Raw genomic sequence first — 21,394 nt, 5'->3', positions numbered from 1 at the left:
TAAGCTTAGCCGATCCTTTTAAAATTAGGCGATGTAATCATCACTCTGGTGAAAAAATAGGAGTCCGCTGACGCTATTTTCGTCGTATTGAGAGAAAGATCTCACCCCTGTGGATAAGGATCAGTCGAGGATCCTTGCGATTTATGGCAGAGTCCGTATAATCCTCAGCCCTACGTGTGAAGCCTGTGTTCCTGATGGTCATAACCAGATGGATATTGCGGTGTGACCACGGGCCATTCTGGTAAACACTTGAGCCATTTCTGGCAATGTAAATTGACTCAGGACTGTACAGTTATTACAATCCCGCTTCTTTATATGTTGCGACAAAGGCATCGGTCGTATTTTCGCCGAAATGTCTTCGCGTTTACTGATCAGTAATAATTTAAGTTTAGGTAGAAATCGCCATGAAACGCACTTTCCAACCGTCCGTATTGAAGCGCAACCGTAGCCACGGCTTCCGTGCTCGTATGGCCACCAAAAATGGTCGTCAGGTTCTGGCTCGCCGTCGTGCGAAAGGCCGTACCCGTCTGTCAGCTTCTAAGTAATAAAAGCTAACCTATTTAGTGGTTAAGCTCGCTTTTCCCAGGGAGTTACGTTTGTTAACTCCCCGTCATTTCACTTTCGTCTTCCAGCAGCCACAACGGGCTGGCACGCCGCAAATCACCATACTCGGCCGCCTGAACGAGCTGGGGCATCCCCGCATCGGTCTCACCGTCGCAAAAAAACACGTCAAACGCGCACATGAACGCAATCGGATCAAACGCCTAACCCGCGAAAGCTTCCGGTTGAATCAGCATACGCTGCCGTCGATGGATTTTGTGGTGGTCGCCAAGAAGGGTGTCGCCGATTTAGATAATCGCGCGCTGACGGAAGCGTTGGAGAAATTATGGCGTCGACATTGCCGACAGGCTCCCGCATCCTGATTAAACTGATACGTGGTTATCAGTTATTCATCAGTCCGTTGCTCGGGCCACATTGCCGCTTTCGACCAACCTGCTCTCAATACGGTATTGAGGCAATTGGTCGTTTTGGCATGTTAAAAGGCAGTTGGTTGACTTTGAAACGCGTATTAAAATGCCATCCTTTGAACCCAGGTGGTGATGACCCCGTACCGCCGAAAACCGACAATAACAGAGAACACTAACGATGGATTCGCAACGCAATCTTTTCCTCATCGCTCTGCTGTTCGTGTCTTTCATGATCTGGCAGGCATGGCAAACGGACCACGCTCCGCAACCCGCCAACCAGACCACGCAACAGACTGCGAACACTGCAAACGGTGATGCTGCTAACCAGGCTGTTCCTGGTAGCGGACAGGGCAAATTAATTACAGTTAACAGTGATGTGCTGTCATTAACGATCAACACCCGTGGTGGCGATATTGAGCAGGCTCTTCTGACTGCTTACCCTACATCTTTGGGCTCTGACCAGCCTTTCCAGTTACTGGAAACCACTCCTAATTTCATCTATCAGGCACAAAGCGGTCTGACAGGTAAAAATGGTCCAGATAATCCGGCGAACGGCGAACGTCCTCTGTTCCAGGCCAGCTCGGATTCGTTCACCCTGGCAGAAGGCCAGTCTGAACTGCGCATCCCGATGACCTATACGGCTCAAAACGGTGCCATCTTTACCAAAACTTTCGTGATCAAACGTGGCTCCTATGCGGTGAATGTTGAGTACAACGTCAACAACACCACGGCTGCCCCGCTTGAACTGACCATGTTTGGCCAGCTCAAACAAACCACCGACTTGCCTAAGCACCGCGATACTGGCAGCAATAACTTTGCTCTGCATACGTTCCGTGGCGCGGCTTACTCCTCAAGTGATGACAAATATCAGAAGTATGCGTTCGATAAGAGCGAAGCGCTGAATGTCACCACACAGGGCGGTTGGGTTGCTATGTTGCAGCAGTATTTTGCAACGGCGTGGATCCCGTCAGCGAAGGACACCAACACGTTCTTCACGACCACCAACAACGGTATCTCATCGATTGGCTTCAAAGGCGCACCGTTTACCGTTGCTCCTGGCGCACAACAGCAGGTTGCTTCAATCCTGTGGGTGGGCCCGGAAATTCAGGACAAAATGGCCGCTATCGCGCCACACCTTGACCTGACTGTCGATTATGGTTGGTTGTGGTTCATCTCTCAGCCGCTGTTCAAACTGTTGAAATTCATCAACAGCTTCGTCGGCAACTGGGGCTTCTCAATCATTGTTATCACCTTCATCGTGCGCGGTATCATGTACCCGCTGACCCGTGCTCAGTACACGTCGATGGCGAAAATGCGTATGTTGCAGCCGAAACTGGCCGCGATGCGTGAACGTATCGGTGATGACAAACAGCGCATGAGTCAGGAAATGATGGCGCTGTATAAGTCTGAGAAAGTGAACCCGCTGGGTGGCTGTCTGCCGCTGGTTATTCAGATGCCTATCTTCCTGGCACTGTATTACATGCTGTCTGGTTCCATCGAATTGCGCCACGCGCCGTTCATCCTGTGGATCCATGACCTGTCAGCGCAAGACCCGTACTACATTCTGCCGGTCATAATGGGTATCACGATGTTCTTCATTCAGAAGATGTCGCCGACTACCGTCACTGACCCGATGCAGCAGAAGATCATGACCTTCATGCCGGTCATCTTCACCGTGTTCTTCCTGTGGTTCCCGTCCGGTCTGGTGGTGTACTACATCGTCAGTAACCTGGTAACCATTCTCCAGCAACAGCTGATTTATCGCGGGCTGGAAAAACGTGGCCTGCACAGCCGCGACAAGAAAAAGTCATAAGTCAGCGTCAGGGCGTTTCCCGCCCTGACCGCTACACTCATGATTAAGACACGAAGGCGGTCATCGAGACCGCCTTTTTGCATATTCAGAAAGAGACAATTGCTATGAGTACCTCAGATACCATTATTGCCCAGGCAACACCTCCCGGTCGCGGCGGCGTTGGCATTTTGCGCATTTCCGGCCGTGCGGCGCGTAATGTGGCACAGGCTGTCTTAGGTAAGCTGCCAAAACCTCGTTATGCCGATTACCTGCCATTTCAGGACGCAGACGGCAGCACGCTGGATCAGGGCATTGCGCTGTGGTTCCCCGGCCCGAACTCCTTTACCGGTGAAGACGTACTGGAGCTGCAAGGCCACGGCGGCCCGGTCATTCTCGACCTGCTGCTCAAGCGAATTGTCGCGCTGGAAAATGTGCGTATCGCGCGTCCGGGCGAGTTTTCTGAACGTGCATTTCTCAACGATAAGTTGGATCTGGCACAGGCAGAAGCTATTGCCGATCTGATCGACGCCAGTTCAGAACAGGCCGCACGCTCGGCGGTGAACTCGCTTCAGGGCGCTTTCTCGCAGCGTATTCACCATTTGGTGGAAGCACTCACTCACCTGCGAATCTTTGTCGAAGCAGCGATCGACTTCCCGGATGAAGAAATCGACTTCCTGTCTGACGGCAAAATCGAAGCCAAACTCAACACCGTGATGGGCGATCTGGATGCCGTCCGTGCTGAAGCCCGTCAGGGCAGCCTGTTACGTGAAGGGATGAAAGTGGTGATTGCCGGGCGTCCTAACGCCGGTAAGTCCAGCCTGCTGAACGCACTGGCCGGTCGTGAAGCAGCGATTGTGACCGACATCGCGGGCACCACACGCGACGTTCTGCGCGAACATATTCATCTCGACGGCATGCCATTGCACATCATTGATACCGCCGGTCTGCGCGAAGCCAGTGATGAAGTAGAACGCATCGGTATCGAACGTGCATGGAATGAGATCGAACAGGCTGATTTAGTGCTGTTTATGGTTGATGGCACCACCACAGCGGCAACCGAACCGGCAGAGATCTGGCCGGAGTTTATGGCACGCCTTCCGGCTTCCTTGCCTATCGTCGTGGTGCGCAACAAAGCCGATATTACTGGCGAAGCGCTGGGGCAAACCGAAGTGAATGGTCACTCACTTATTCGCCTTTCTGCCCGCACTGGCGACGGTGTGGATTTGCTGCGCGATCATCTGAAACAGGTGATGGGCTTTAATCACAACATGGAAGGTGGATTCCTTGCCCGTCGTCGTCATTTGCAGGCGTTGGAAGACGCTGCGCAGCATCTGGTTCAGGGTAAAGATCAGCTGCTTGGCGCATGGGCAGGTGAATTGCTGGCGGAAGAGCTACGCCTGGCGCAGCAGTCGCTGAGTGAAATCACCGGCGAATTCACATCTGATGATTTGCTGGGCCGTATTTTCTCGAGTTTCTGTATCGGGAAATAATGACCTGAAAATGCAGAAAAGCCCGCTATCGTGCGGGCTATTTTATGTGATTCATAATGTTAGCTTACCAGACTTTATAAATCCGCCCGGTTTGCGCACCTTCCACGCTGCGCACATAAGCTTTTGCCACGCGCACCGCCGGAGCAGCTTCAAAGCCCGGGAAGAACGGGCCGTAACCTTCAAGAGATTCTTCAACTACCGTCGGGCTGACGCCATTGATGCGCAGTCCTCGCGGCAATTCGATCGCGGCGGCACGCACAAAACCTTCTACCGCAGCGTTTACTGCCGTTGCATTTGCTCCCTGACGGATAGGTTCGTCGGCAACGATACCGCTGGTCAATGTGATTGAACCGCCATCGTTAAGAAACGCTTTGCCGATCAGCGCGATACGAACCTGCCCGAGCAGTTTATCCTGCAATCCGGTATTAAATTGTTCTGCGGTCATTTCTTCCAGCGGGCCAAAATGCAGGCTGCCGGTCGTGGAGATAATCGCGTCGAGTTTACCGGTGCGGGCAAAAAGCGCTTTCACGCTGCTTTCATCGGTAATATCCACCTGAAAATCGCCGCGCGTTTTGCCTGCTGTGATGACGTTATGGTTGTCGCCTAATGCGCTGACCACTGCTTTGCCCAATGCGCCCGTACCGCCAATGACTAAAATTTTCATTTTTCATTCCTCGATTTTGTGTACAGGCTCATCATTAACCAAACTAAAAGTTAGATATAGACTTACAATATTTGTTCTGTCCTAACTCAGGGTTAGCAATATGGATAAGCTGCGGAATATTGAAGTCTTTATCTGCGTGGTCGAATCAGGAAATTTTAGCAGCGCTGCCGAAAAACTGGGGATTTCAGCGGTGATGGTCGGCAAGCATATTCAGCAGCTGGAAAAACATCTGAACGCCCGGCTTTTGCAGCGCACAACCCGTAAACAAAGCCTGACCGATGCCGGTGACGTGTTTTACGAAAATGGCAAACGGGTGCTGGAGCAGATAAAAGCCACTGAAAACGCGATGGAAAGTCTGCAAAGTGTTCCCACCGGATTACTGCGCGTCAGTGCGCCGGTTTCTTTAGGATCCAGCGTGATTGCGCCGATGCTCGCCCGCTATCTGAATCTCTACCCTCAGGTCAAAGTTGAACTGGTGCTGAGCAACGCCCGCGTCGATTTGATTGGGGAAAATTTCGATCTCGCCATCCGTATTGGTGAAATCGGGGATGACCGGCTGGTCGCCAGGCCGCTGAAATCCTACGAAATGGTGATTTGCGCATCGCCGGAGTATTTGCAGCGCAACGGCACACCTGAATCGCCGGAAGATCTGAAAACGCATCCGTGCCTGATCCACTCCGTCTGGAATCAGAGTGAAGGCTGGCATCTGGCGAACGCCGGGCAAACCACGTCGGCGTGGCCGGTGAACAGCCGTTATGTCTCCAACGACGGCCATGCATTGCGTAATGCCGCGCTGGAAGGAGCCGGTTTACTGCTTCAGCCGAAGGTGCTGCTGGCCGAAGATATTCTCAGCGGCAGGCTTATTCCGGTTCTCGAGTCTTTCATTCCCACACCGCGCGCCGTGCATGTGGTTTATCTGCCCGATTTCCGCCCGCGTGCGAAACTGAACAGCCTGATTAACTACATGACAGAAAACGATTTCTACTGATTATGCCTTCCATAAAAAAACGGTAAGTGATCGCTCACTTACCGTTCGATTTACAGTGAAAAAACAATCAGAGTTTAAAGCCCGCCACCACAGTTTCCAGCTGAACGGTCTGATCCTGCATGGCCTGAGCGGCCGCAGAAACCTGTTCCACCAGCGCCGCATTCTGCTGGGTGGCGTTATCCAGCTGGGTGATTGCAACGTTCACCTGCTCGATACCGAGGCTTTGTTCCTGACTGGAAGACATGATTTCGTTCATCAGCGTCGCCACGTTATTCACGCCGCCCATGACTTCATCCATCGTCGTTCCTGCGGTTGCCACCAGCTGGCTGCCGGTGGTGATATCCGCGACGGAATCTTCAATCAGTTTTTTGATTTCGCGGGCAGACGTAGCAGAACGTTGCGCCAGGCTGCGCACTTCCGAAGCCACGACGGCAAATCCGCGCCCCTGTTCGCCCGCACGGGCCGCTTCTACGGCGGCATTCAGTGCCAGAATGTTGGTCTGGAAGGCAATACCGTCGATCACGCTGATGATATCGACAATTTTGTGCGAGGAACGGGTGATCGAACCCATGGTATCGACCACCTGTTTCACCACTTCCGACCCTTTCTGCGCCACCGCAGACGCATCGCGCGCCAGCTGGTTAGCGCCTTCGGCGTTGGCGGCGTTCTGTTTCACGGTGCTGGTCAGCTGTTCCATGGACGCCGCCGTTTCAACAATCGAACTCGCCTGTTCTTCGGTACGCCCGGAGAGATCCATGTTACCGCTGGCGATTTCACGCGATGCCGAGGTGATCGCCAGACTGCTGTCGCCGACCTGACGGAGGATTGATTGCAGGAATGAAAGGAACTGGTTAAAGCTCTGATTTACGCGGTTGAATTCCGGACTGCGGCTTTCCGGCAAGCGACGGGTCAGATCGGCCCCACCGGCGGAAAGCTGGCTGATATTTTTATGCAGCGCGTCCAGCTGGCGCATAAAGATTTTGATTGCCAGGATCAGCACAACCAGCAGCAAAATCACCATCGGAATTTGCACCAGACCCAGACTTTGCAGGATGCCATGCGTCCGCGTCAGCAACTGGCTGGTTGGCATATCGGTGGCGATATACCAAGGCCCCTGAATGTTGCTCATGAACATCGTGTGAGACGTACCGTTGTTGTCGTAGTCGGCAACCAGATTCGCCTGCCCGTCAATCTGGTCGAGGCTTTTGCGGATCTGCATCGCCAGCGGAGATTGTTCGCCCAGAGAAGCCAGCTTCGGCAACTTTTCATCGCCGGAATGGCTGGTACCCACGATGGTGCCGTCTTTCTCTACGATATAAATAGCGCCATGGACTTTCTTCTCCATTTCGGTCACCAGCTGGTTAAAGAAACCCAGCGTGACGTCAATGGTAGCCACGCCCCAAAGTTTATCGCCTTTATAAATCGGCATCGCGCAGTTGGTACGCGGCTGCGTGCTGGCGTCATCAAAGTAGGCAGGCGCCCAGACACACTGGCCCTTTTCGCCTTTTGAAGCGGCGAGATACCAGGATTGCTCGAAGTAATTCGGCGATTCGGCGCTGTTCCAGAAAGTGTTTACCGTCAGCTGATTATTGTTATTTCGCGCGAAGAAGGTGCTGAATTTGATTTTTGCCGGATCACGCTGATTCGGCAAAGGCCAGATCCCGCCCCCAAATACGGCGGAATCGCCGTATTGATCCACCAGCGCGGGCAGCAGCCGGTCAATGCTGTCGCTGTCCATTTGTGCGACGGTTTGAGTGATGGTACGCACCTGAGATTCCACTTTGTTCAGCCGGTCGTTGATAACGACGGCGATATCATCAACCTGATTCGCAACCAGAGTGCTTTCTGTTTGTTTCAGCTGAGGGGCAACAAAGACCTGGATCACAATGAGCGTGACGATGACCAGCACAATAAAAAACAAGCTGATCAATGCGATAAAGCGGGATTGCGTTGTTTTTAACATTTTAGGGTAACTCACAGGCAAAGCAGCGAGATCGCTGCTTAACTTATAACGGCATTTTCTGAGGTTTCTTTATGAGGCTATAGTAGATATATCTGGCACCCAGATCATATGAGTGAAAATCCAGAACATCGTCCCGATGAGATTCTTTCTCAATATGCGGTTAATACTGTGATTCTTTTCGCTTTATCGTTATGAAAAACTTTCTGAAAAGTAAAAAAAGTGTGCGCGGACGCGGGGTTTAAGCGGTTTTTAATGATTTCTCTTAATGTTATTCTTCACGAATACAGAGAAAATACGGTCGAACCATTAATCATGGAGTGAACAATGGCGTGCCACTTTGCAAGATGGGCTGTGACGGAAGCTGAACCCGATACACATCGGTTGCCCAGAGAAATTGTTGTATCCGCAAAACATCTTTCCGAAAAACAACGAAAACGATTTTTAAACGGTCGTGTTTTACTGGCCGAAATGATTTTCTATCTTTACGGTATCGCGGAACTTCCTCACGTCATCACCCTGCCGAGCGGTCGCCCGAGTTTTGAATCCTCCGATCTTCCCGATTTCAGCCTGGCCTATGCAGGCAGCACCGTCGGTGTGCTGATCAGCAGCGAAGGAAAAGTCGGTCTCGATCTCGAAATCATTCACGCGCGCAGCGCACTGGTTAATCCGCAGCACCAGCTGCAACTTTCCGCCGTCGAAAAAACCTGGATTGCCATGCAGTCCGACCCGATAGAATCCTCCCTGCAGCTTTGGTGCATACGTCAAAGTATGCTGAAGATGTCCGGCCTGAACGACCAAAGCCAGCTGACACTCAGCCTGAATCCGGCTTCCGGGCGCCTGCGATCAACGGTTACGCCGGAGGCGCAGGTGATGAGCGATATTGAAGGGTCGATTACCTGGGCGTGCGCGCAGTCACCGTCGATTATCCGGTTACAGTGCTGGCGCTACGAACCGGAAAATGGCTTTACCCGCACACAAACGCTGTCTGCAGACCAGCAATCTGATTTACCGCATTACATGAAGTTCACCAGCCTGCCGCCTGCCAAATAAAACTTCACTCATGTTTTCAAAAACCTTGTATATCGACGTGCCGTTTTTCGTTTAAGGTAAGAATCAGAGAGTCATCCATAACAGGAGTTAATCATGTCAGTTAAGCCTCTGAAGTTTGTCACACTGTTAGGTAGTCTTCGTAAAGCGTCTTACAACGGCATGCTCGCGCGCACGCTGCCGAAAGTCGCGCCTGAGGGCGTCACCATTGAAGCGTTACCGTCTATCGGTACTCTGCCGTTGTACGATGCCGATATTCAGCAGGAAGAGGGTTTTCCGGCCGATTTAGACGCGATTGCGGAGCAAATCCGCCAGGCGGACGGTGTGATCATCGTGACGCCGGAATATAACTATTCCGTTCCCGGTGGCCTGAAGAACGCCATCGACTGGATTTCACGTTTGCCTGACCAGCCACTGGCGGGCAAACCGGTGCTGATTCAGACCAGTTCAATGGGGCCGGTCGGCGGCGCACGCTGCCAGTATCATCTGCGCCAGATCCTGGTCTTCCTCGATGCGATGGTGATGAATAAGCCTGAGTTTATGGGTGGTGTCATTCAGAACAAAGTCGATGCCCAAACCGGTGAAGTTATCGATCAGGGGACGCTGGATTTCCTCAGAGGCCAGCTGACCGCATTTGCCGACTATACGCACCGCGTCAGCAAATAATTTTCCGCCACTGAAATACAAACAGCCCGCCACTTTCAGCAAAGTGGCGGGCTGTTTTTTTATCGTTCACAGAGGCTAAATCGCGTACGGATTAATGCCCGTCAACAAACGCGATTTTCAGCACGAACAACAGGGCGACGACAACGACGCACGGGCTGATTTCTCTCCAGCGGCCTGTGCCCAGTTTCATCACGACATAAGAGATGAAGCCCAGCGCAATGCCTTCGGTGATGGAGAAGCTGAATGGCATCATTACTGCCGTCACAAAAGCAGGAACCGCTTCTGTCAGGTCATCCCACGAAACGCGCGCCAGGCTGGAGGTCATCAGAACGCCCACATAAATCAGCGCACCGGCTGCCGCGTATTCCGGCACCATGCCCGCCAGCGGAGAAATGAAGATCACCAGCAGGAACAGCAAACCGGTCACGACAGCGGTCAGGCCGGTGCGGCCACCCACAGACACGCCGGACGTACTTTCGATATATGCGCCAACGGAAGATGTCCCGATAAAAGCCCCCGCCACAGAGGAAATACTGTCGACGTACAGCGCCTGTTTCATCTGCGGGAATTTACCCTTTTCATCCGCCAGACCGGCTTTGTCCGTCACGCCAATCAGCGTACCGGAGGAGTCAAACAGGTTGACCAGCATGAAGGAGAAAATCACGCCTGCCAGACCGATATTCAGCGCGCCTTTCAGGTCAACCTGACCGACGACGGTGGTGATGCTCGGCGGCATCGACCAGAAACCGTTGTAATGCACGTCACCGATCGCCAGACCAATGCCCGTGGTCACTACGATCGACACCAGGACGGAAGCGTGGAAGTTACGTGACGCCAGCACCGCAATGATGAAGAAGCCCAGCACGCCCAACAGCACGTTGTGGGATGTCAGATTGCCGATGGTGACGATGGTGTCCGGATTCGCGACAATAATACCGGCGTTTTTCAGCCCCATCATGCCGATGAACAGCCCGATACCGGCGGTAATCCCCACGCGCAGGCTGACCGGAATGTTCGCGATCATCCAGTAGCGGATACGGAAAATGGTCAGCAGCAGCAGGCCAACAGCGCCCCAGAAAATAGCGCCCATCCCGATCTGCCAGGAAACGCCCATCGCACCCACCACCACAAAGGCGAAGAAGGCGTTCAGACCCATCGCTGGCGCCAGTGCAACCGGCAGGTTGGCAATCACGCCCATCAGAATGCTGCCAAACGCGGCAATCAGACAGGTGGTCACAAAGACGGCCTGTTTATCCATGCCCGCGACACCCAGAATCTGCGGGTTCACGAAAACGATGTAGACCATGGTCAGGAAGGTGGTTAAGCCTGCGATAGTTTCGGTGCGTACCGTGGTGCCGTGCTGCGTCAGTTTAAACAGACGTTCAGCCAGACCTTTTCCGCCGGTAGCATTGCTGTGTGGTGTGCTCATTAGTGAGTTCCAAAATGGGGGAAAAACAATCGGGGGGTATCCTAAGGATTTTAGCCGTAAAGCGCCAGCACTGGATGTGTGGGATTAAATCTATCGTTCGGGTAGAGTGCCATAAACCATGCGAATAGATGAAACACTCAAAGGGAGGAAGTATGACGGGGATCCAATGTGTCTTTTTTGATTGCGACGGAACGCTGGTCGACAGCGAATTGCTGTGCTGTGAAGCCTATGTCGAGATGTTTGCACATTTTGGTGTGACGGTTTCTTTTGACGAAATGTATAAAAAATACAAAGGCGTAAAGCTTTACGAAATCGTCGCCATCATCAATAAAGAACACGGCATTGATGTGCCGAAAGAGGAGATGGAAGTCGTTTTCCGTCAGCACGTTGCCCGCCTCTTTGACAGTAAACTCCAGCCGATCGACGGTGCGCGCGAATTGCTCGAACAAATCACCGTGCCAATGTGCGTTGTCTCCAACGGCCCGGTCACCAAAATGCAGCACTCGCTCGGCCTGACCGGATTGCTGCATTTTATGGGCGATAAGCTGTTCAGTGGCTACGATTTGCAGCGCTGGAAACCCGATCCGGCGGTGTTATACAAAGCCGCCGAAGTGATGGAAGCGCCGGTGGAAGCCTGCATTCTGGTTGAGGATTCCCTGGCGGGCGCACAGGCCGGGATCGCCGCCGGGATCCCGGTATTTTATTACTGCGCGGATCCGCACAACCCGCCGCTGGACAATCCGCTGGTGACTACTTTCCACGACATGCGCGAGTTGCCGGCGATCTGGCGTAAAAAGGGTTATCAGATTACGCGTTAAGGGTTTGGTCGTAAGCCCGCATGCGCCGCTCCAGTTCCGTCAGGGAACTCAGGCCCTCTGCGAGCGGCAGGGTTTTATCGTTGAAGATTTCCAGCGACCACGGCCCGGTAAAACCTTTCCGGTTCAGCGTGCTGACGAAATCCACCAGCGGCAAGTCGCCCTGGCCGGGATAACACCGGTAACTGCGGCTCCACTGCTGCACGTTCATGTCTTTGAACGGCGCATCAGCCAGTTGCAGGAAACTGATTTTCTCCAGCGGCACTTCGTCCAGACGGTCGAGGTTGTCGCCCGCGGCGAGAATATGGAAGCTGTCGAGCACAATCCCCAGCGCCGGATGGTTCACTTCACGCACGCGATCCCATGCCTGCCGGTAACGGTTGATGTGTTTCCCCCACGCCAGCGCCTCAAAGCCAATATGGATATCATGAGGCTGCGCCATTTCGGCCAGAGCAGCGAGATCGGCAATCTGGACATCGCGCTCCGCCGAACTTTCGGGGTCGGTATTACTGCAGACCAGCAAGCGGTCGCAGCCCAGTTCATTCATCAGATCAAACTGCCGGCGCGCGCTGGCTAACTTCTCATTACGCTTTTCCGGCTGAACGCCTTCAAAGTCGCGGAAAGGCTGTAGCAGGAAAATCCGTAATCCGAGTGAATCCGCCAGATTCCGGATGGCGATGGGTTTAACCGGGCTTTTGAGTAAATCATCTTCAAAAATCTCCACACCATCAAACCCCGCAGCCGCGATGGCGGTGAGTTTTTCGGGCAGAGTTCCTGGTACTGAAACTGTCGCAATAGAACGTAACCGGGTGGTAGCAGGCAAAATAGCGTCCTTTTTGTCAGGCTTCGAGACTTACAGTAGTGGACCTTCATGCCGCATTCGTCAAGTGTTGGCGGCTTGTATGAACGCACAGATTGTAACTGATCGAATCAATGGTTAATCTCTGTGGCGAGATTGAGGTTATTAATGAGGATATGACGCTGAGCAGCCAAAGTTCCCCGGCGCCGGGACGTAAAAATGATCCGATAGGACTGAAACAGCGCATTTTCGACAGTGCTCTGGCTGAATTCGCTGAATCCGGCCTGATGGGCGCGCGTATGGAAAATATCGCCTCAAACGCCAGCACCACAAAACGTATGGTGGTCTATCACTATAAGACCAAAGAAGCCCTGTACATGCTGGTGCTCGAGCACGTTTACCGCGGCATCCGCCAGCACGAGCTGGATCTGGATTTGTCGTCATTTCCCCCGGCGGAGGCGATCGTCAAACTGGTGGAAGCCAGCTTCGATTTTCACGTTTCTCACCCGGAATTCATCCGCATTGTGTCGACAGAAAACATGCTGCGCGGCCGGTTTATCCGTCAGTCCACCAGCATCCGCGAAATCAACAAAACGGCGTTAACGCTGCTGGAAGATATTCTCGAACGCGGAAAACAGAGCCATTTATTTAAGGAAGATTCCCAGGCGCGCGACGTTCACCGGCTGATCAGCAGCCTGTGTGTGCATCAGGTCGCGAACCAGTACACGTTCGGTGCGCTGTTCGAAAACCCTGATGAAGTGGATTTGCAGGTCGCGCATTATCGCCAGCTGGCGGTGGTGGTGGCACTGCGGTATGTGATGAAATAACGCGTCAGCGGACAGCAAAAAGGCCTCGTAAGAGGCCTTTTTTATGGCGAAAATTTTGTATGACGAGTATCAGTGACCGATCAGTCTTTCGCCACGTCTTTGCCGTCTGTCAGCAATTTGTCCAGCGCATCGCCGCCAACGTGACGGAAATCCTGCCCTTTCACGAAGTAGAAGATGAATTCACAAATATTCTGGCAACGGTCGCCGATACGCTCAATAGAGCGGGCGCAGAACAACGCGGTCAGGACGCTTGGAATGGTACGCGGATCTTCCATCATGTAGGTCATGAGCTGGCGCACAATGCCTTCGTATTCCTGATCCACTTTCTTATCTTCACGGTAAATACGCACCGCTTCGTCAAGATCCATACGCGCGAACGCGTCGAGCACGTCGTGCAGCATTTCTACCGTGTGGCGGCCCAGAGATTCCAGGCTGACCAGCAGCGGCTGATGCAGATGCGAGAATTTCTCCAGCGCGGTACGGCAGATTTTATCCGCCACATCGCCGATACGTTCCAGCTCAGAAATGGTTTTGATAATCGCCATCACCAAACGCAGATCGCTGGCGGTCGGCTGGCGCTTGGCAATAATGCGCACGCACGCTTCGTCAATCGCCACTTCCATCAGGTTAACTTTGTCATCACCCTTGATGACGCGCTGCGCCAGTTCGGCATCCTGATTGTGCATCGCGGTGATCGCATCAGTCAGTTGCTGTTCAACCAGCCCGCCCATCGCCAGAACCTGCGTACGGATGTGCTCGAGCTCGGCATTAAACTGGCCGGAAATGTGTTTATTTAAGTTCAGGTTGTCCATCGTTCTTACCTCAACCGTAGCGGCCAGTAATGTAATCTTCAGTCTGTTTGCGCGCTGGCGAAGTAAACAGCGAGTCAGTGTCACTGTATTCGATCAGCTCACCCAAATACATAAACGCAGTGCGGTCTGAACAACGCGCAGCCTGCTGCATGTTGTGGGTCACGATCACCACGGTGTAATCAGATTTTAGCTCGGTGATCAGCTCTTCGATACGGCCGGTTGAAATGGGGTCCAGCGCCGAACACGGTTCATCAAGCAGGAGAACATCAGGACGGATAGCAATGCCGCGCGCAATGCACAGACGCTGTTGCTGGCCGCCGGACAAGCTGTAACCGCTCTGGTGCAGCTTGTCTTTGGATTCATTCCACAAAGCGGCTTTGGTCAGCGCCCATTGCACGCGCTCATCCATGTCCGTACGGGAAAGTTTTTCAAACAGACGGACACCAAACGCGATGTTGTCGTAAATCGACATCGGGAATGGCGTCGGTTTCTGGAAGACCATGCCGACTTTGGCACGCAGCAGCGCGATATCCTGTTTATCGACCAGAATATTTTCGCCATCGAGCAGAATTTCGCCTTCTGCATGCTGCTCAGGGTAAAGCTGGTACATTTTGTTAAACGTACGCAGCAGCGTGGATTTACCACAACCTGACGGGCCGATGAATGCCGTGACTTCGTTCTTAGCGATATCCAGGGAAATATTTTTCAGCGCGTGGAACTTACCGTAATAAAAATTCAGATCGCGAACCTGAATCTTGCTGTTGGATGCGTCAGTCATTCGACTCATTAAGACATCTCTCTTTTGCGCGCGCCGCTGTGCGACGCCGGGTAAACAGTGACGGCAGAGTGAAAAGCTCTGCCATCAGTAATGAATTAACTTACTGCTTCTTCGCGGCGAAGATCACACGCGCCAGAATGTTCAGCAACAGCACACACACTGTAATCAGCAGCACGCCTGCCCAGGCCAGTTGTTGCCATTCGCCAAACGGGCTCATCGCAAACTTGAAGATGGTCACCGGCAGGTTGGCGATCGGCTGCATCATGTCGGTGCTCCAGAACTGGTTGGAGAGCGACGTAAACAGCAGCGGTGCGGTTTCGCCGGCGATGCGGGCGATAGCCAGCAAAATACCGGTGATAATGCCGGAAACAGAGGCTTTCAGGGTGATCGCAGAAATCATTTTCCATTTCGGCGTCCCCAGCGCATAAGCCGCTTCACGCAGGCTGTCCGGCACCAGTTTCAGCATGTTTTCCGTGGTACGGATAACAATCGGGATTTGCAGCAACGCCAGCGCCAGTACGCCCGCCCAGCCAGAGAAGTGCCCCATTTTCGCCACCATGATGGTGTAAACGAACAGGCCAACCACAATGGAAGGAGCAGAAAGCAGAATGTCGTTGATGAAGCGAATGAATTCCGCCAGCCAGGATTTACGGCCATATTCTGCCAGATAAATCCCCGCCATCACGCCCAGCGGCGTACCGATAACCGTCGCCCATAAAATCAGCAGCCCGCTACCCGCAATGGCGTTCGCCAGACCACCGCCTGCCGTATTTGGCGGCGGTGTGTTTTGGGTAAACAGCGCCAGGGACATGCCGTCTACGCCTTTCACGACGGTCGTGAACAGGATCCAGACCAGCCAGAACAGGCCAAAAAGCATGGTCAGCATGGAAATCATCAGCGCCAGACGGTTCTTCTGACGGCGCCATGCCTGACGTTTGCGACGCGATTCCAGTAAGGCTGCGTTACTTTGCATTTCGAGTGTCGTCATCTTAACGGCCCTCTTTCTTAGCCAGACGCAGAATCATGACTTTCGACAGCGCCAGAACAATAAAGGTGATAACAAACAGGATAAGGCCCAGTTCCATCAGCGCGGACGTGTGCAGACCCGCTTCAGCTTCGGCGAATTCGTTCGCCAGCGCCGAGGTAATACTGTTGCCGGGCGCATAAAGCGAAATGCTGTCGAGCTGGTAGGTGTTACCGATAATGAAGGTCACCGCCATGGTTTCGCCGAGCGCACGGCCAAGACCGAGCATGACACCGCCGATGACACCATTTTTGGTGAACGGCAGCACGATGCGCCAGATCACTTCCCAGGTCGTACAACCAATTCCGTAGGCCGATTCTTTCATCATGACCGGCGTTTGCTCGAACACGTCACGCATGACGGAGGCAATGTACGGAATAATCATGATGGCCAGAATGACGCCTGCCGCCAAAATACCAATACCAAATCCCGGGCCGGCGAAAAGCGCGCCAACAATCGGAATCCCGGAAAGCACATCACCGACCGGTGTCTGGAAATACTGCGCAAACAGCGGAGCGAAAACGAATAAACCCCACATGCCGTAAACAATACTGGGGATCGCCGCCAGCAGTTCGATGGCAATACCCAGCGGACGTTTCATCCAGTTAGGTGCCAGCTCGGTGAGGAATAATGCGATACCAAAACTGACGGGAACGGCAATCAGTAAGGCGATAATCGAGGTCACGACAGTACCGTAAATAGGCACCAGTGCGCCGAACTGCTGATTCGGGGCATCCCATGTTTTCGTCCACAGGAAGGATAATCCGAATTTTTCAATGCTAGGCAGCGAAGCAATAAACAGCGAGACGATGATTCCGCCCAGCATTAATAACACGATCAGCGCAGCCAGTTTGACCAGCGCGCCGAAAAGGATGTCACCGTTTTTGCTTGGTGCTTTGATAGCCGGCTTGTATTCAGCCATACCACTCTCTTTTAATTAAGATTTAATTCCCTCCCCGGCCGGAGAGGGAATGAAGCAGAAGACTTGTACTCTATATCAGACGAGACGTCAGATCCTAGTAAAGTGCTTTGCCGCTGCTATCTTTGATATTTGCTTTCCAGGCTGCACGAACCTGCTCAACCACTGAAGGTGGAAGCGTTGCATAATCCAGGTCAGTCGTCAGTTTATTGCCGTTTTTGTAAGCCCAGTCGAAGAACTTCAGAACTTCAGCACCTTTGGTCGCATCCTGCTGATCTTTGTAAATCAGGATGAAGGTGGTGGAGCTGATTGGCCACGCGTTGTCGCCTTTCTGGAAAGTCAGGTCCTGAGCGAAGGTTTTGCTCCAGTCAGCGCCTTTAGCTGCTGCACTGAAGGATTCTTCTGTCGGGCTGATCGCCTTGCCATCCGCATCAACCAGTTTGGTGTAAGCCAGGTTGTTTTGTTTAGCGTAAGCATATTCTACGTAACCGATTGAGCCCGGCAGACGCTGTACAAATGCGGCCACGCCATCGTTACCTTTGCCGCCCAGACCGGTAGGCCAGTTAACTGTTGAGCCTGAACCGATTTTCTCTTTCCACTCGTTGTTCACTTTTGCCAGATAGCTGGTGAACACGAAAGAAGTACCGGAACCGTCAGCGCGACGAACAACGGCGATATTAGTATCTGGCAGTTTCACGCCCGGGTTCAGCTTAGTGATCGCTGCGTCGTTCCACTTTTTGATTTTGCCCAGGTAGATATCACCCAGCGTTGCGCCGTCCAGCGTCAGCTGACCTGATTTGATACCCGGGATATTCACAGCCAGTACCACGCCACCGATCACGGTAGGGAACTGGAACAGGCCGTTTTTGTTCAGATCTTCTTCTTTCATCGGAGCATCGGATGCGCCGAAATCAACGGTCTTGGCGATGATTTGTTTCACGCCGCCAGAAGAACCGATGCCCTGATAGTTAACCTGAGTGCCGGTTGCTTTCTGGTATGCATCCGCCCACTTAGCGTAGACAGGTGCAGGGAAGGTGCCGCCAGCGCCAGTCAGATTACTAGCAGCGAAAGCAGACATTGCTGTGAGGGAGAAAGTCGCTGCTACAATACCGGCGACGGTGTTACGCATCAATTTCATGTTCCACTCCTAGTGGTTTTTTTTTGTTCGACCCAGGTCGAGATTTATAAAGTGTTTGGCACAGGAGGAAAATAGGACAGTTTGGTGACAGTAAAATGTACGTTATGTGACAGTTTTATGACACCGATCACAATTTAGGCGAGATGGGCAAACTGAAGCGGACTGATCAAATAAAAACCGGCCCGAAGGCCGGTGGCAGCGGAAAGGGATGCGGACTTAACGCCCTTTCTTTTTACGTCCTGGCTGAGCAAAACGTTTACGGGAAGCTGAATTTCCGTCGGGTTTCTCGGTATTTTTCGGTTTTGTGACAACCGGTTTTTTGGCCTGTGCAGGTTTAGACTGCGTTTTTTTGGCCGGCTTTTCTTCCGAAGTTGAGTTTTCAGTCAGCCTGAATAATTCGACCAGCTCATCGTCCGTCAAATCACGCCATTCCCCCAAAGGAAGGCCTTTCAGGTTGATGTTCATGATCCGCACACGCTCAAGCTTGGTGACTTCAAAGCCAAAATGCTTACACATACGGCGGATCTGGCGGTTAAGCCCCTGAACCAGCGTGATGCGAAATACAAAGGGCGCTTCTTTCTTCACTTTGCATTTTTTGGTCACCGTTCCCAGCATCGGCACACCCGCGCCCAGGCCGGTAATAAACTCATCCGTCACCGGTTTGTTGACCGTTACGACATATTCTTTTTCGTGGTCGTTGCCCGCACGCAGGATTTTATTGACCAGATCACCGTGGTTGGTCAGTAAAATCAGGCCCTGAGAATCTTTATCCAGACGCCCGATAGGGAAAACGCGTTTGCTGTGGTTAACGAAGTCACTGATGTTGTCCCGCTCACCGTCTTCCATCGTGGTGATGATCCCCACGGGCTTATTGAGCGCGATAAGTACTAAATCTTCTTCATCACGTGGTTCAATCAGCTGGCCGTTAACTTTCACCACATCACCGGCAAATACTTGTGCGCCCACGGAGGCGCGTCTGCCATTGATAAAAACGTTTCCCTGTTCAATGTAACGATCGGCATCACGGCGTGAGCAGATCCCGCTCTCGCTAATGTATTTGTTGAGACGAATGGAGGGGTTGGACAGCATTCAGCAAATCACCTTCGTAAAAAGGCGGACTATACCTTATCCGTGGCGGCTAACGAAGCCTGAGAGAGGAGAATCGTGACCACGCCTTAGCCTTTTAGAAATAAAAAAGCGCCCGGGATGTGCGCTTAGCAGGCAGTTTCAAAGCCAGCGAGGCTTATTCTACTGTGACCGATTTGGCCAGATTACGTGGCTGGTCTACGTCAGTACCTTTTATCAGCGCGACGTAGTAAGACAGCAGCTGCAACGGAACCGTGTAGAAAATCGGTGCGACGATTTCTTCAACGTGCGGTAACTGAATGATCTTCATACCGTCGCTGTCAGTGAAACCGGCATCCTGATCGGCGAAGACATACAGCAGGCCGCCGCGGGCGCGCACTTCTTCGATATTCGACTTCAGCTTTTCCAGCAGTTCGTTGTTAGGTGCAACGACGATCACCGGCATATCCGCGTCAATCAGCGCCAGCGGGCCGTGTTTCAGCTCACCTGCCGCATAGGCTTCAGCATGAATGTAGGAAATCTCTTTCAGCTTAAGCGCACCTTCCATCGCGATCGGGTATTGATCGCCACGTCCGAGGAACAGCGCATGATGTTTATCAGAGAAGCCTTCCGCCAGCGATTCGATGGTTTTATCCAGCGACAGCATCTGTTCGATACGCGCAGGCAGCGCCTGTAACGCGTGAACAATGTCATGTTCAACCTGCGGTGCCATGCCTTTCAGACGACCCATGCGCGCCACCAGCATCAGCAGAACGGTCAGCTGCGTGGTAAACGCTTTCGTCGACGCCACGCCGATTTCCGTGCCCGCTTTGGTCATCAGCGCCAGATCGGATTCACGCACCAGCGAAGAACCGGCAACGTTACACACAGCCAGAGAACCGAGATAACCCAACTCTTTGGACAGGCGCAGCGCAGCCAGCGTATCGGCGGTTTCACCGGACTGAGACAGGGTGATGATCAGGCTGCCAGGACGAACGGCAGATTTGCGATAACGGAATTCCGACGCAATCTCGACATCACAAGGCATACCGGCCAGTGATTCGAACCAGTAACGCGCCACCATACCGGAGTTGTATGACGTGCCGCAGGCAATGATCTGAACATGCTGAACGCGGGACAGGATCTCATCCGCCTTTTCGCCCAGCTCGCTCAGATTCACTTCACCGTGGCTGAAACGACCTTCCAGCGTGTTTTTGATCGCCAGCGGTTGTTCGTAAATCTCTTTTTGCATGTAGTGACGGTATTCGCCTTTGTCACCGGCGTCGTACTGCACTTTGGACTCAATTTCTGCGCGCTCAACGGCATGACCGTTTTTGTCATACACGCTGACCGAACGGCGTTTAACCTCGGCCACATCGCCTTCTTCCAGGAACATGAAGCGACGGGTGACAGGCAACAGCGCCAGCTGATCGGAGGCAATGAAGTTTTCACCCACGCCACGACCAATTACCAGCGGACTGCCGGAACGGGCTGCGACCAGAACGGACGGATCACGTCGGTCCATTACCACGGTGCCATAAGCGCCGCGCAGCTGAGGGATCACACGCTGAACGACTTCCAGCAACGTGCCGCCCTGAAGTTGTTCCCAATGCACCAGATGCGCGATCACTTCGGTATCCGTTTCGGAATCAAAACGGTAACCGCGTTCAATCAGTAATTCACGCAAAGGTTCGTGGTTTTCGATAATTCCGTTGTGCACTACCGCAATGTAATCAGAGACATGCGGGTGTGCGTTCGCTTCAGAAGGTTCACCGTGCGTTGCCCAGCGGGTATGTGCAATACCGGTACCGCCGTGCAAAGGATGTTGATCAAGAGCGTCAGCCAGCATCTGGACTTTGCCCAGACGACGCAGGCGCCCCATTTTTCCGTCTGCATCAATCACGGCCAGACCCGCTGAGTCATAACCGCGGTATTCCAGACGGCGTAAACCTTCCAACAGAATCTCAGCAATATCGCGTTGCGCTACTGCGCCTACAATTCCACACATCAGTTTTATTCCTATTGAAGGTCTTTCGGGACCTTTTTTGATGCCTGACCTGATTTATCCACACGCCCCGTTTTCCGGTGTACGTACGGTTCCCCGAGCCTTGTAGAAGTTGGGGATTATTATGTTTTGGTCTGCATTCGGATAAAAATGCAGACCAAAATACAAAGCGACAGAAAGAAATCAGGCGCAAATTTCTGCGCCT

21 protein-coding genes are annotated in these 21,394 nt (G+C 52.8%); 10 read left to right on the top strand and 11 right to left on the bottom strand.

What is annotated here, in order from left to right:
* Positions 1–404 precede the first annotated feature (404 nt).
* The 5 genes from rpmH to mnmE all read left to right on the top strand — a co-directional run bounded on the left by rpmH (position 405) and on the right by mnmE (position 4,250).
* A complete protein-coding gene (gene rpmH, locus KWG64_RS11350; RefSeq protein ID WP_009637487.1) occupies positions 405–545 on the top strand; it encodes a 50S ribosomal protein L34 in 141 nt (46 codons plus the stop codon).
* 18 nt (positions 546–563) lie between these two features.
* Positions 564–923 carry a ribonuclease P protein component gene (gene rnpA, locus KWG64_RS11345; RefSeq protein WP_071823635.1) on the top strand — a complete coding sequence of 120 codons (360 nt, stop codon included), beginning with the start codon at positions 564–566 and terminating at the stop codon, positions 921–923.
* Positions 887–1,144, top strand: a complete 258-nt coding sequence (gene yidD, locus KWG64_RS11340) for a membrane protein insertion efficiency factor YidD (protein WP_095924029.1) — start codon at positions 887–889, stop codon at positions 1,142–1,144. The genes rnpA and yidD overlap by 37 nt, the downstream gene beginning before the upstream one ends.
* 2 nt (positions 1,145–1,146) lie before the next feature.
* Positions 1,147–2,781 (top strand): membrane protein insertase YidC, encoded by a 1,635-nt coding sequence (gene yidC / locus KWG64_RS11335; RefSeq protein WP_195814968.1) that lies wholly within the window; start codon positions 1,147–1,149, stop codon positions 2,779–2,781.
* Positions 2,782–2,885: 104 nt separating this feature from the next.
* Positions 2,886–4,250: a tRNA uridine-5-carboxymethylaminomethyl(34) synthesis GTPase MnmE gene (gene mnmE, locus KWG64_RS11330; protein ID WP_218521934.1), complete on the top strand. Its 1,365-nt coding sequence runs from the start codon at positions 2,886–2,888 to the stop codon at positions 4,248–4,250.
* Between the two features lie 64 nt (positions 4,251–4,314).
* On the opposite strand, the gene KWG64_RS11325 is transcribed toward mnmE, so the two are convergent.
* On the bottom strand, positions 4,315–4,914 hold the full coding sequence (locus KWG64_RS11325) for a short chain dehydrogenase (RefSeq protein WP_218521933.1): 600 nt from the start codon (positions 4,912–4,914) through the stop codon (positions 4,315–4,317).
* Positions 4,915–5,014: 100 nt separating this feature from the next.
* Here KWG64_RS11325 and KWG64_RS11320 point away from each other — a divergent pair, with 100 nt between their 5' ends.
* The gene (locus tag KWG64_RS11320) at positions 5,015–5,902 is read left to right on the top strand and encodes a LysR substrate-binding domain-containing protein (protein WP_218521932.1); all 888 of its coding nucleotides are present in this window, start codon (positions 5,015–5,017) and stop codon (positions 5,900–5,902) included.
* A 67-nt stretch (positions 5,903–5,969) separates the two neighbouring features.
* Here the strand turns inward: KWG64_RS11320 and KWG64_RS11315 are convergent, their stop codons facing one another.
* Entirely contained in the window at positions 5,970–7,865 is a 1,896-nt protein-coding gene (locus KWG64_RS11315; protein WP_218521931.1) for a methyl-accepting chemotaxis protein, read from the bottom strand.
* Between the two features lie 324 nt (positions 7,866–8,189).
* Between KWG64_RS11315 and KWG64_RS11310 the strand changes: the two genes are divergently transcribed.
* Both KWG64_RS11310 and KWG64_RS11305 read left to right on the top strand, forming a co-directional pair.
* On the top strand, positions 8,190–8,915 hold the full coding sequence (locus tag KWG64_RS11310) for a hypothetical protein (protein ID WP_218521930.1): 726 nt from the start codon (positions 8,190–8,192) through the stop codon (positions 8,913–8,915).
* A 93-nt stretch (positions 8,916–9,008) separates the two neighbouring features.
* Positions 9,009–9,578 carry an NADPH-dependent FMN reductase gene (locus KWG64_RS11305; RefSeq protein WP_218521929.1) on the top strand — a complete coding sequence of 190 codons (570 nt, stop codon included), beginning with the start codon at positions 9,009–9,011 and terminating at the stop codon, positions 9,576–9,578.
* 91 nt (positions 9,579–9,669) lie between these two features.
* On the opposite strand, the gene KWG64_RS11300 is transcribed toward KWG64_RS11305, so the two are convergent.
* Positions 9,670–11,007: an NCS2 family permease gene (locus tag KWG64_RS11300; RefSeq protein ID WP_104923876.1), complete on the bottom strand. Its 1,338-nt coding sequence runs from the start codon at positions 11,005–11,007 to the stop codon at positions 9,670–9,672.
* Positions 11,008–11,159: 152 nt separating this feature from the next.
* Between KWG64_RS11300 and yieH the strand changes: the two genes are divergently transcribed.
* A complete protein-coding gene (yieH, locus tag KWG64_RS11295; RefSeq protein ID WP_218521928.1) occupies positions 11,160–11,825 on the top strand; it encodes a 6-phosphogluconate phosphatase in 666 nt (221 codons plus the stop codon).
* Here the strand turns inward: yieH and KWG64_RS11290 are convergent.
* Positions 11,815–12,645 carry a sugar phosphate isomerase/epimerase gene (locus KWG64_RS11290; protein WP_195825562.1) on the bottom strand — a complete coding sequence of 277 codons (831 nt, stop codon included), beginning with the start codon at positions 12,643–12,645 and terminating at the stop codon, positions 11,815–11,817. The genes yieH and KWG64_RS11290 overlap by 11 nt on opposite strands.
* A 110-nt stretch (positions 12,646–12,755) precedes the next feature.
* Between KWG64_RS11290 and KWG64_RS11285 the strand changes: the two genes are divergently transcribed.
* Positions 12,756–13,448 carry a TetR family transcriptional regulator gene (locus KWG64_RS11285; RefSeq protein ID WP_195814977.1) on the top strand — a complete coding sequence of 231 codons (693 nt, stop codon included), beginning with the start codon at positions 12,756–12,758 and terminating at the stop codon, positions 13,446–13,448.
* Between the two features lie 80 nt (positions 13,449–13,528).
* Here KWG64_RS11285 and phoU read toward each other — a convergent pair whose 3' ends face one another.
* The 7 genes from phoU to glmS all read right to left on the bottom strand — a co-directional run bounded on the left by phoU (position 13,529) and on the right by glmS (position 21,192).
* A complete protein-coding gene (gene phoU, locus KWG64_RS11280; protein WP_218521927.1) occupies positions 13,529–14,260 on the bottom strand; it encodes a phosphate signaling complex protein PhoU in 732 nt (243 codons plus the stop codon).
* 10 nt (positions 14,261–14,270) lie between these two features.
* Positions 14,271–15,038: a phosphate ABC transporter ATP-binding protein PstB gene (gene pstB, locus KWG64_RS11275; RefSeq protein WP_013577692.1), complete on the bottom strand. Its 768-nt coding sequence runs from the start codon at positions 15,036–15,038 to the stop codon at positions 14,271–14,273.
* Positions 15,039–15,138: 100 nt separating this feature from the next.
* Positions 15,139–16,026, bottom strand: coding sequence for a phosphate ABC transporter permease PstA (pstA, locus tag KWG64_RS11270; protein ID WP_195814978.1), 888 nt, complete (start codon positions 16,024–16,026; stop codon positions 15,139–15,141).
* Between the two features lies 1 nt (position 16,027).
* Positions 16,028–16,984, bottom strand: a complete 957-nt coding sequence (pstC, locus tag KWG64_RS11265; protein ID WP_152323758.1) for a phosphate ABC transporter permease PstC — start codon at positions 16,982–16,984, stop codon at positions 16,028–16,030.
* A 94-nt stretch (positions 16,985–17,078) separates the two neighbouring features.
* On the bottom strand, positions 17,079–18,119 hold the full coding sequence (pstS, locus tag KWG64_RS11260; RefSeq protein WP_152323759.1) for a phosphate ABC transporter substrate-binding protein PstS: 1,041 nt from the start codon (positions 18,117–18,119) through the stop codon (positions 17,079–17,081).
* A 216-nt stretch (positions 18,120–18,335) separates the two neighbouring features.
* Positions 18,336–19,208: a 23S rRNA pseudouridine(2604) synthase RluF gene (gene rluF, locus KWG64_RS11255; protein WP_152323760.1), complete on the bottom strand. Its 873-nt coding sequence runs from the start codon at positions 19,206–19,208 to the stop codon at positions 18,336–18,338.
* A gap of 154 nt (positions 19,209–19,362) precedes the next feature.
* The gene (glmS, locus tag KWG64_RS11250) at positions 19,363–21,192 is read right to left on the bottom strand and encodes a glutamine--fructose-6-phosphate transaminase (isomerizing) (protein ID WP_195814979.1); all 1,830 of its coding nucleotides are present in this window, start codon (positions 21,190–21,192) and stop codon (positions 19,363–19,365) included.
* Positions 21,193–21,394 lie beyond the last annotated feature (202 nt).

Origin of the sequence: Rahnella sp. PD12R, from assembly GCF_019200965.1 — a bacterium.
GTDB classification, from domain to species: domain Bacteria; phylum Pseudomonadota; class Gammaproteobacteria; order Enterobacterales; family Enterobacteriaceae; genus Rahnella; species Rahnella laticis.
This window is presented reverse-complemented; position numbering and strand designations above follow the sequence as displayed.